Source organism: Longimicrobiaceae bacterium, assembly GCA_035936415.1.
Classification (GTDB): domain Bacteria; phylum Gemmatimonadota; class Gemmatimonadetes; order Longimicrobiales; family Longimicrobiaceae; genus JAFAYN01.
Map to the genome: position 1 here is coordinate 1 of DASYWD010000478.1, position 9,500 is coordinate 9,500.

Annotated in this window: 10 protein-coding genes; 7 read left to right on the forward strand and 3 right to left on the reverse strand. The window is 72.7% G+C overall.

What is annotated here, in order from left to right; translation table 11 throughout:
• On the reverse strand, positions 1–580 hold a 580-nt coding region (locus tag VGR37_19370), incomplete at its 3' end, for a copper resistance CopC family protein (protein HEV2149570.1).
• Between the two features lie 241 nt (positions 581–821).
• Here VGR37_19370 and VGR37_19375 point away from each other — a divergent pair.
• Complete coding sequence (locus VGR37_19375; GenBank protein HEV2149571.1) at positions 822–1,766, forward strand: DMT family transporter; 945 nt, start codon at positions 822–824, stop codon at positions 1,764–1,766.
• A 51-nt stretch (positions 1,767–1,817) separates the two neighbouring features.
• A complete protein-coding gene (locus VGR37_19380; protein HEV2149572.1) occupies positions 1,818–2,621 on the forward strand; it encodes an inositol monophosphatase family protein in 804 nt (267 codons plus the stop codon).
• 11 nt (positions 2,622–2,632) lie between these two features.
• Here the strand turns inward: VGR37_19380 and VGR37_19385 are convergent, their stop codons facing one another.
• Both VGR37_19385 and VGR37_19390 read right to left on the reverse strand, forming a co-directional pair.
• Positions 2,633–3,430 (reverse strand): LytTR family DNA-binding domain-containing protein, encoded by a 798-nt coding sequence (locus tag VGR37_19385; protein HEV2149573.1) that lies wholly within the window; start codon positions 3,428–3,430, stop codon positions 2,633–2,635.
• Entirely contained in the window at positions 3,427–4,620 is a 1,194-nt protein-coding gene (locus VGR37_19390; protein ID HEV2149574.1) for a sensor histidine kinase, read from the reverse strand. Before VGR37_19390 ends, VGR37_19385 begins: the two co-directional genes overlap by 4 nt.
• Positions 4,621–4,913: 293 nt before the next feature.
• Between VGR37_19390 and VGR37_19395 the strand changes: the two genes are divergently transcribed.
• From VGR37_19395 to VGR37_19415, 5 genes are all read left to right on the forward strand, one after another.
• Positions 4,914–7,550 carry a DUF5916 domain-containing protein gene (locus VGR37_19395; protein ID HEV2149575.1) on the forward strand — a complete coding sequence of 879 codons (2,637 nt, stop codon included), beginning with the start codon at positions 4,914–4,916 and terminating at the stop codon, positions 7,548–7,550.
• Between the two features lie 88 nt (positions 7,551–7,638).
• Positions 7,639–7,863, forward strand: a complete 225-nt coding sequence (locus tag VGR37_19400) for a hypothetical protein (GenBank protein ID HEV2149576.1) — start codon at positions 7,639–7,641, stop codon at positions 7,861–7,863.
• Positions 7,864–7,943: 80 nt separating this feature from the next.
• Positions 7,944–8,381, forward strand: a complete 438-nt coding sequence (locus VGR37_19405; protein ID HEV2149577.1) for an OsmC family protein — start codon at positions 7,944–7,946, stop codon at positions 8,379–8,381.
• The gene (cysK, locus tag VGR37_19410) at positions 8,378–9,304 is read left to right on the forward strand and encodes a cysteine synthase A (GenBank protein ID HEV2149578.1); all 927 of its coding nucleotides are present in this window, start codon (positions 8,378–8,380) and stop codon (positions 9,302–9,304) included. The genes VGR37_19405 and cysK overlap by 4 nt, the downstream gene beginning before the upstream one ends.
• Positions 9,305–9,306: 2 nt before the next feature.
• Positions 9,307–9,500, forward strand: a 194-nt coding sequence (locus VGR37_19415) for a hypothetical protein (protein ID HEV2149579.1), incomplete at its 3' end; no start/stop codon positions are given.

The following is a 9,500-nucleotide window of genomic DNA, read 5'->3' on the forward strand; positions in this document are numbered from 1 at the left end:
CGGCCGCGGGGATCACGGCGAGGCGGAAGGCGACGGAGCCCACCAGCCCCAGGAGGCCCAGGAAGGCGAGCCAGCGCGCCAGCACCGCCAGAGGCGAGGCGGCGGAGAAGACGCCGTCCGCCTCCATCTCCCCGGCGTGGCCGCCGGCCGGCGGGGGAGGCGGAGGCGCGGGGGGCGCCGCCGTGTCCGCCGGGAGCGCCAGCCCCTCCACCGCGAAAGAGAAGGCGCCGCGGATCACGTGACCGTCCGCCCCGGCGGTCCGCCATTCCACCAGGTACCGCCCCGGCCCCAGCCCCGCGGGGAGCGGGAGCGTGAGGGCGCGGTTCCCCGTGCCCGGCTCCGGGACGGCGGCCCCCGCCTGCACCGTGTCGCCGGATTCGGAAACGAGCGTCGCGGCGGTGAGCCGCGGCTCCACCCCCTGCGTGAAGCGGAGGCGGAGCTCGGTGGGCGGGGTGCGCAGGACCGCGTCCGCGGCGGGCGAGGAGGACTCCAGCCGGGTGTGGGCCGCCCCGGGTGCCGGGAGGGCCGCGAGGAGGAGGAGCGCGATGCAGAGCCGGAACAGGACGGCGAGGCGGTTCATGCCGGGAAGCTAGTCGGGCATCCCGCCAGCGGCAAACCGCCCGAACGCCCGGAGCGGGAGCGCGCTCGCGCGCCCCGCGCGCCGTGGCCCATTCGGCGCGGGGGGTGCAGCGGGAGCGCACCCCCTCCGATCTTTGGGGCGCGCCGGGGCTCCGGCGGCTCCTTCGGTCGATGCGCGTCCTCCCGCCCGCCGCCGCGGCGCGTGGAGGGCGCGTCCGTACAGGTGGCGAATGCAGGATTCCATGAGGCCCGCCCCGGCGATTGCCGGCGGCGCGCCGGAGACGATCTCCCCCGTCCCCACCTCCACCGCGGGTCTGCGGTACATGGCGGTGGGGGCGTTCTGGTTCTCGGTGATGAGCCTGCTGGTGAAGGTGGCGGGGACCCGCCTCCCCAGCGAGCAGATCGTGCTCGCGCGCGCCGTGGTGACGCTGGTGCTGAGCTGGGCGATGGTGCGGCGCGCCGGGGCGCCGCTCTGGGGGAAGGCGAAGGGGCGGCTGGCGCTCCGCGGCCTGGTCGGCGCGGTGGCGCTGAGCTGCTTCTACTTCTCGCTGGTGCACATCCCCATCGCCGAGGCCACGGTGATCCAGTACATGAACCCGGTGTTCACCGCGGTGCTGGCCGGCCTGGTGCTGGGGGAGCGGATGGGGCGGCGCGAGGTCGCCTGCGTGCTCCTCAGCCTGGTCGGCGTGGTGCTGGTGACGCACCCCGCCGCGCTCTTCGGCGGCCAGGCGCGGCTGAACCCGCTCTACGTCGGGATCGCGGTGGCGGGGGCGGTGTGCAGCGCGGGCGCGTACACCACCATCCGGACGCTGCGCGACGAGCACCCGCTGACCATCGTCTTCTACCTCCCGCTGCTCACCATCCCGGTCACCATCCCCCTGCTGGTGCTGGGTTCAGGCCCGCGCTGGCCCACGCCGCTGGAGTGGCTGGTGCTGCTGGGCGTGGGCGCGGCGACGCAGATCGCCCAGGTGTACATGACGCGCGGCCTGCAGATGGAGCGCGCCGGCCGCGCCACCGCGGTGGGCTACCTGCAGATCGTCTTCGCCGCCGCCTGGGGCGCGCTCTTCTTCGGCGAGTTCCCGGACGCGTGGAGCGTAGCCGGCGCCCTGCTGATCGTGGGGAGCACGCTGGTGCTGTTCCGCAGCGGCCGCCCGAAGCCGGCCGAGGCCGCGGTACCGGAGGAGTAGCCCCTGCCTGACCTCCGCACTTCGCACTTCGCACTCACGCACTCGTCGTCCATGTCTCATCTTCCCTTCGCCGCAGAGCTCCTCGTCGCCCGCCGGGCCGCCGCGGAGGCCGCCGCGCTCATCGTGGCCCGCGAGGGGGTGGCCGACGTCCGGGAGAAGGAGCGCACGGACCTGGTCACCGCGGTGGACGAGGCGGCCGAGCGCGCGGTGATCGCCCGCATCCGGGCGCACTTCCCGGACGACGGGATCGTCGCGGAGGAGACGGCCGCGGAGGCGCTGCACGGGGGGCGGAGGTGGATCGTGGACCCCATCGACGGGACCAACAACTTCGTGCACGGGCACCCCTTCACCTGCGTCAGCATCGCCTTCGCGGACGACGAGGGGCCGGCGGCGGGCGTCATCCACGCGCCGCTCCTGGGCGAGGTGTTCCATGCGGCGCGCGGCGGCGGGGCGTTCCTGAACGACGCGCCCATCCGCGTCAGCACCACGGACCGGCCGGCGCGGGCCATGCTGGCGACGGGGTTCCCGTTCAAGCAGGGGAAGGGGAAGCTGGAGCCCTTCTTCCGGCTGCTCGTCGACGTCCTGGGCGAGGCGCAGGACGTGCGGCGCGCGGGGAGCGCGGCGCTGGACCTGGCGTACGTGGCCGCCGGGCGGCTGGAGGGGTTCTTCGAGGTGGGGCTCGGGCCGTGGGACGTCGCCGCGGGGGCGCTGCTGGTGGAGGAGGCGGGGGGGAGGGTGGGCGGGTGGCCGGGAGACGCGGGCGGCCCGGTGGAGACGGGGCGCGTGCTCGCCAGCAACGACCGTCTCCACGGGTGGCTGGAGGCGCTGGTCGGGCGCCACGCCGACGGGCTCTGAGCGGCAGCGGGTCAGATGGGGATGCCGAGGCGCCGCGCCAGCTCCTCGCGCCGCTCGCGACTGAGCTTGAGCCGGGTCCCGTCGCGCAGGCGAACCACGTGGTCGCCGCGGAAGAGCGGCTCCAGCGCAGCGATGCGCTCCACGTTCACGATCGTGGAGCGGTGGATGCGGACGAAGTGCCGCGGGTCCAGATCCCGCTCCAGCACGTGCATCCGCTCGCGCAGCAGGTAGGTCTTGCCGCTGGTGTGGATCTCTGCATAGGGTCCGTCGGCCGCGATGTAGTCGATCTGCTCCGCGGGGATCAGGAGGCGCTGTCCCTTCACCTCCACCGCGATCCGCTCCAGGTGCCGGATCTCCCTCTCCATCGGGGCGGCGGGGAGTGTCGGGCCGCTCGGGTCCAGGAGAGCGCGAAGCCTGCGGGTGAGGTCGTCCACCTCGCGCAGGCGCAGACGCTCACGGGCGCGGGCGAGCGCCTGCTCGAAGCGCTCGTCGTCGAACGGCTTCAGCAGGTAGTCGAGCGCGGCCAGGTCGAACGCCTGCAGCGCGTAGCGGTCGTACGCGGTCACGAAGACCGTGGCGGGCATCCGCTCGGGGCCTACCAGGCGGACCACGTCCAGGCCGGTCAACCCGGGCATCTGCACGTCCAGGAAGACCAGGTCCACCGGCTCCGTCAGGAGCGTCTGGACGGCCCGGTGCGGATCCCCGAAGGAGCCCGCCAGCTGCACGTCCTCGTGGCCGGAGAGGAGGTCCTCCAGGCGTTGCCGGGCCGGCGGCTCGTCGTCCACCACGACGACACGGAGCGGACTCACTCGCCTCCGCCCACAGCGAGGGGCTCGGGCGCGGGCTCCGGCCGGGCGTGCGTGGAGACGCGATACGGCAGCACGAGCTCCACCGTGGCCCCTCCCCCATCGGTGTCGCGCAGGGTCAGCCGGCCCGCTTGCCCGTAGAGCTGCTCCAGGCGCGCCCGCGTGTTCCGGATCCCCACGCCTTCCACGACCTCCCGGCCCCGGAAGCCGGGACCATTGTCGCTCACCCGCAGGCGCAGCACCTCGCCCTCGCGCTCCACCTCCACGCCGATCCATCCGTCCGCCAGCGAAGCCGCGACCCCGTGCTCCACCGCGTTCTCCAGCACCGGCTGCAGGATCAGGGTCGGAACCAGCGCGTCCTCCAGCGAGGGCGCCACTTGCAGTTCGATCCGGAGCCGCTCGCCGAAGCGGGCCCGCACGATGTCCAGGTAGCCCTGCGCGAACCGCAGCTCCTCGCCCAGCGGGATTTCCTGCTCCGTCGATTCGAGCGCGCGACGCAGCAGCTCGCCCAGGCGGGCGATCACCCGTCGCGCATCACGCGGGTCCCGCTGCGTGAGGTTGGAGATGGTGTTCAGGGTGTTGAAGAGGAAGTGCGGGTGGAGCTGCATGCGGAGGGCCTGGAGGCGGGCTTCCGAGAGCTGCGCCTGCAGGCGCGCCGCAGCGAGCTGCTGGCGCTGGAGATCGCGGTAGGTATGCAGCGCCCACCCGGCAGTGAGGATGGCGAGATAGAAGAACAGCTGGAGACGGTACTGCACGTCGAGCACGTGTGCCGCCATTGCGGCCAGGTTGGAGGGGTGCCGCTCCGCCGGAGGATGCGCGAGGAGGTTGTGTACGTGGAACGTGAGGTATTCGTACACTCCGGTGATCAGGAGCGCGGCGCCCACGTGCAGCGGGCCGTTCCTGTGCCAGCTCCCACGCCCGATCGGGAAGCGGCCACTCAACCAGAAGATCAGGGGGGTGAGCAGGGCCCAGAGCGCAGCCTCGCAGAACTCCTCCAGGAGGCGTGCCGCGGTGGGGAGAGTGTAGTAGCTCCCGGGGTCCAGCCCCCACGCGACCGTCTGGATGGCGGCGTACGCCGCCCAGTAGAGCGCCCAGAAGCCGAGGATCGGTTTCCAGAGCGCCCCGATCCGCAGCTCGTGGCGATCCGGTGGCTGCGGGGCGGACGAGGGGGGCGGGGCAGAGACAGCGTGCATGCCGTTGTTCGACCGGGCTGAGGGTTTTGACCTCACATGTAAACCTCCCACCCCCGGCATGGGCAACCTCCACGTCACAGGACGGTCGCGCCGCGGCATGAACTGCCGTGACGGGCGCATCAGCCGGTCTCGACGGCGCACACGCCGGCGGTGTGCGGCAGATCGTCATCCGATTGCGACATCCGGACGGTTCGTGGCGGCCCCGAACGGATCCGTTACACCGGTCGCGCAGGGATCCGGCAGGCAGGATATCGTGGTGGGCAGTCACTGTCACCCGAACAGGCTGCTGAACCATGCGATCCCTCGTCCCCGTTTCGATGATCACCCTCCTCTGGAGTCTCGCGCAGGCTCTGAACGCCCAGGAGAGCTCCCGACCTGGCTGGGCGGCCGACTCACTCCGGCAGGTCGCCGCCCTTCGAGTAGAGAAGGCACCGCCGCGCATCGACGGCCACCTCGACGACCCGGCGTGGGCGTCGGCGCCCATCGCCACGGGCTTCGTACAGCGGGAACCCAGCCCCGCCGCTCCGGCGGCGGAGGAGACGGAGGTCCGGGTCGTATACGACGCGGAGGCGATCTACGTCGCGATGCGCCTGCATGACACACGGGCGGACTCCATCGCCAGGCCCCTCGCCCGCCGGGACGCGAGCATAGAGCACTCCGACTGGGCATACGTGATGCTGGACAGCCGCGACGACAACCGCACGGCGTACGTCTTCGCGGTGAATCCCAGGGAGGTGCGGAAGGACCTCTTCGTCTACGACGACGCGAGGGAGGACCCGACTTGGGACGCGGTGTGGAGCGTGGCGACCCGGGTCGACTCCGCGGGCTGGACGGCGGAGTTCAGGATCCCGCTCTCGCAGCTCCGCTTCAGCCCCGGGCAGACGTCGTGGGGGGTGAACTTCGGGCGATACCTCGCGCGGCGGGGGGAGAGGAGCTTCTGGTCGCCGTGGCTGCCGAGCTCGCCGGGGTACGTGTCCAGCTTCGGGGTGCTCGCGGGGCTGGGCGGCGTCTCCGCACCCCGCAGGCTGGAGCTCCTCCCCTATGCCGTCGGCCGGCTCACCCGCGCCCCCGGCGAGGATGCGGACCCGTTCCACCGGCCGAACGAACCCGGCGGCTCCCTGGGGCTCGACCTGAGCTACGGCCTCAGCTCCGACTTTTCGCTCACCGCCACCCTGAACCCCGACTTCGGCCAGGTGGAGGCCGATCCCGCGGAGGTCAACCTGACCGCCTTCGAGACCCGCTTCGAAGAGAGGCGCCCCTTCTTCCTGGAGGGGACGGACATCTTCGAGTTCGGGCTTTCCGGGGGCGAGGATCTCTTCTATCCGCGCCGGATCGGACGGCGCCCCCAGGGCGGCGTCCCCGGGAGCGCCCGGTTCCGGGAAGTGCCCGAGGCGAGCACCATACTGGGTGCGGTGAAGCTCTCCGGGAAGACCTCCGGAGGTTGGTCCCTCGGCTTCCTGGACGCGCTGACCGCGCCCGTGACCGGGCGTTACGTCGCCTCCGACAGGCAGGTGCGGGAGGCCGCCGTGGAGCCGTGGACCAACTACGGGGTGCTCCGTGCCACCCGGGATTTCCGGGGCGGGGGAAGCTCGGTGGGCGCGATCTTCACCGCTACGCACCGCTCCATCGAGGACGACGCGCTCGCCTTCCTTCCCGACGCCGCCTTCGTGGGCGGCATGGATGCCCGGCACCGCTTCGGTGGGGGAGACTACGAGGTGCGGGGCTACGCGGCAGCGAGCCAGGTCCGAGGGGGCGTCCCGGCCATCCAGCGCCTGCAGCGGAATTCCGCCCGCTACCTTCAGCGGCCCGACGCGTGGCACCTCGACTACCACCCCGACGCCACCGTCCTCGGCGGCGCGGCGGCCTCGCTCCAGGTGGCCCGGATCGGGGGGAGCTGGCGGTGGGAGGCGGAGGGGAGCCTGCTCTCCCCGGGATTCGAGGCCAACGACCTGGGGTACCAGCCCGTGGCCGACCGGATCTTTCAGAGGCTGGCGGTGGAATACCGGCGGCACCGCCCCGGGCCGCGCTTCCGGCGCTGGGACCTCCGCCTCAGCCAGGGCTCGGACTGGACCTCCGGCGGGGAGCGGGTCGGCACCGTCACCACCCTCTTCAGCAACTTCGAACTCGCCAACCGGTGGAGCGGGTTCGCGCAGCTCATGCGGAGGTATCCCGCGCTCTCCACGAGCGCGCTTCGCGGCGGGCCCGCGCTGCAGATCCCGGGATACTGGCGCCCGGTCGTGAGCCTCCGCACCGACCGCCGCAAACGCGTGAGCGGACGGCTCCTCGTCAACGCCAAGCTGGGGGACGCCGAGGGTGACCGATTCCTCGACGTCAGCCCCAGCGTGGAGCTCAGGACCGCGGCCCTGGAGCTCTCGGTGGGGCCCTCCATGGAGTGGAACCGCGACCCGTGGCAGTACGTGGGGCAGCGGGAGGTGGACGGGGAACGGCACTACTTCTTCGGCCGTCTCCGGCAGGCGGAGCTGTCGCTGAAGGCGCGATTGAACTACACCTTCTCGCCCGGGCTTTCCTTCCAGCTCTACGCGGAGCCGTTCCTGAACGCAGGCACCTACGACCGCTTCGCGGAAGTGACAAGCCCCAGGGCCGCGGAGACCGGGGACCGCTTCCGGCGGTTCGAGCCCGGCGACCTCTTCAGGTCCGAGGCCGACCGCTACCGGGTGGACCTCGACGGCGACGGAAGGACCGACACGGAGTTCCGCAACCCCGACTTCAACGTCCGCCAGCTCCGCTCCAACGCGGTGCTGCGCTGGGAATACGGGCCGGGGAGCACCCTCTTCCTGGTCTGGAGCCAGGGGCGGCGGGAGTCCCTCACGGACGGGACGTTCGACCTGCGGGAGGGAGCGGCCGGGCTGTGGAAGGCCCCTTCCACGAACGTGCTGCTCCTCAAGGTGAGCCGATGGGTCCCGTTCTGACGAGGCGCGCTCCAGCGGCACTCCTTCTGCATCGGAACGGCGTCTGCCGGGCCAGGAGGCACCGGACGGACTCTTCCGCGGAGGGAACATGTCGTCCTTTCAGACGTACCTGCTCGGGTTTATCATAGTCGTGATCGGGCTGGCCGCCGGCGCGTACATGCTCAACGTGCCGGGGGTGTGGATCGGCATCGGCGTGGTGGTGCTGATCGGGATCGGGATCCTGTCGGCGACGAGCCGCACCAAGCCGCGCGATCCGCAGTATCCCGACGACACCGGCCGGACGCCGGGCGCCGGACCGCGCCGCCCGTACTGACACGGAGCGATCCCGCGCCGCACGCCGTGATCGCCCCGCCCGCGCGGGGCGATTCGCTTTTCACGAACGGGAGGACCGACATGCCGGAGGGAGTCGCTTCGCCGTACCCGGTGGAGGTGGTGTGGGAGGGGGGGATGCGCTACCGCGGCGGGCCGCGGGGCGGGCCGACGCTCCTGGTGGACGGCGCCCGCGAGGCCGCCCCCAGCCCCGTCGATGCCCTGGTGGTGTCCATCGCCGCCTGCTCCGCCATCGACGTCGTGGAGGTGCTGAACAAGCGCCGCACGCCGCCGGCCTCGCTCCGCGTGCGCGCGGAGTTCTCGCGCGCCCCGGAGCCCCCGCGGCGCCTCACCGACGTGACGCTGGTCTACTCCGTGGCCGCCGACACGGAGCGGGCGCACGTGGAGCGCGCGATCCAGCTGTCGTTCGACAGGTACTGCTCCGTGGTCCACTCCCTCGCGCCGGACACCCGGCTCGGCTGGGAGCTGGAGCTGGAGGGCGCCGCCGCGGCCGCGGGATGATCGACGCCTTCATCGGCCGGACCCCGCTCGTCCGGCTGGAGCGGGTGGTGGAGCCGGGGATGGCGGAGGTGTGGGTGAAGGTGGAGGGGATGAACCCCGGCGGCTCCATCAAGGACCGCACCGCCCTGGCCATGATCCTGGACGGGGAGCGGCGCGGTCTGCTGGAGCCCGGGGGCACCATCGTGGAGCCCACCTCCGGGAACACCGGGATCGGGCTGGCGCAGGTGGCCTCGGCGCGCGGCTACCGGCTGGTCCTCTGCCTCCCCGCGCAGATGAGCGAGGAGCGCAAGGCGACGCTGCGCGCGTACGGGGCGGAGCTGGTCCTCACCGACCCGGAGCGGCGGATGCTGGCCGCCATCGAGGAGGCGGAGCGGATCCGCGACACCACGGGCGCCTTCCTCCCCAACCAGTTCGCCCACCCGGCCAACCCGCGCATCCACTACGAGACCACCGGCCCGGAGATCTGGAGCGGGATGAAGGGGCGCATCGACGCCTTCGTGTACGGCACCGGCACGGGCGGCACCATCTCCGGCGTCGGGCGCTGGCTCAAGGAGCACGACCCGTCGGTGCACGTCCACGCGGTGGAGCCGGGGCGCTCCGCCGTCCTGCACGGCGAGGAGCGGGGGCAGCACCAGTTCCAGGGGATGGGGCCGGGGTTCATCCCCCCCAACCTGGACCGCACCGTGATCGACGCAATGACCAAGGCATGGGAGGAGGACGCCTTCCCGGTGGCGCGGCGGCTGGCCCGGGAGGAGGGGCTGTTCGTGGGGATGAGCTCGGGGGCGATGGTGTGGGCCGCGCTGCAGGTGGCGCGCGAGGTGGGGCCGGGGGGGCGGGTGGTGACCATCGCGCCCGACACCGGCGCCCGCTACCTGAGCACGCCGCTCTTCTCCCCACCGCCCGCCGGCGGCGAGGTGATCTGAGCATGGAGGCCACCCCGACCGTCCTCAAGTTCGGCGGCACCTCGGTGGAGGACGCCGCCGCCTTCGCCCGCGTGGCGGAGATCGTCGCCGCGCGGCGCGGCCTGGCGCCCGTGGTGGTGACCTCGGCGATGAGCCGGGTCACGGACGCGCTGGTCGCCGCCGTGCGGACCGCGTCCGACGGCGCGCAGGAGGAGGC

Bases quoted from the DNA above. Each gene is read 5' to 3' on its own strand.
- VGR37_19375 (HEV2149571.1), top strand. From the start codon at position 822: ATGAGGCCCGCCCCGGCGATTGCCGGCGGCGCGCCGGAGACGATCTCC.
- VGR37_19380 (HEV2149572.1), top strand. From the start codon at position 1,818: ATGTCTCATCTTCCCTTCGCCGCAGAGCTCCTCGTCGCCCGCCGGGCC.
- VGR37_19390 (HEV2149574.1), bottom strand. From the start codon at position 4,620: ATGCACGCTGTCTCTGCCCCGCCCCCCTCGTCCGCCCCGCAGCCACCG.
- VGR37_19395 (HEV2149575.1), top strand. From the start codon at position 4,914: ATGCGATCCCTCGTCCCCGTTTCGATGATCACCCTCCTCTGGAGTCTC.
- VGR37_19400 (HEV2149576.1), top strand. From the start codon at position 7,639: ATGTCGTCCTTTCAGACGTACCTGCTCGGGTTTATCATAGTCGTGATC.
- VGR37_19405 (HEV2149577.1), top strand. From the start codon at position 7,944: ATGCCGGAGGGAGTCGCTTCGCCGTACCCGGTGGAGGTGGTGTGGGAG.
- cysK (HEV2149578.1), top strand. From the start codon at position 8,378: ATGATCGACGCCTTCATCGGCCGGACCCCGCTCGTCCGGCTGGAGCGG.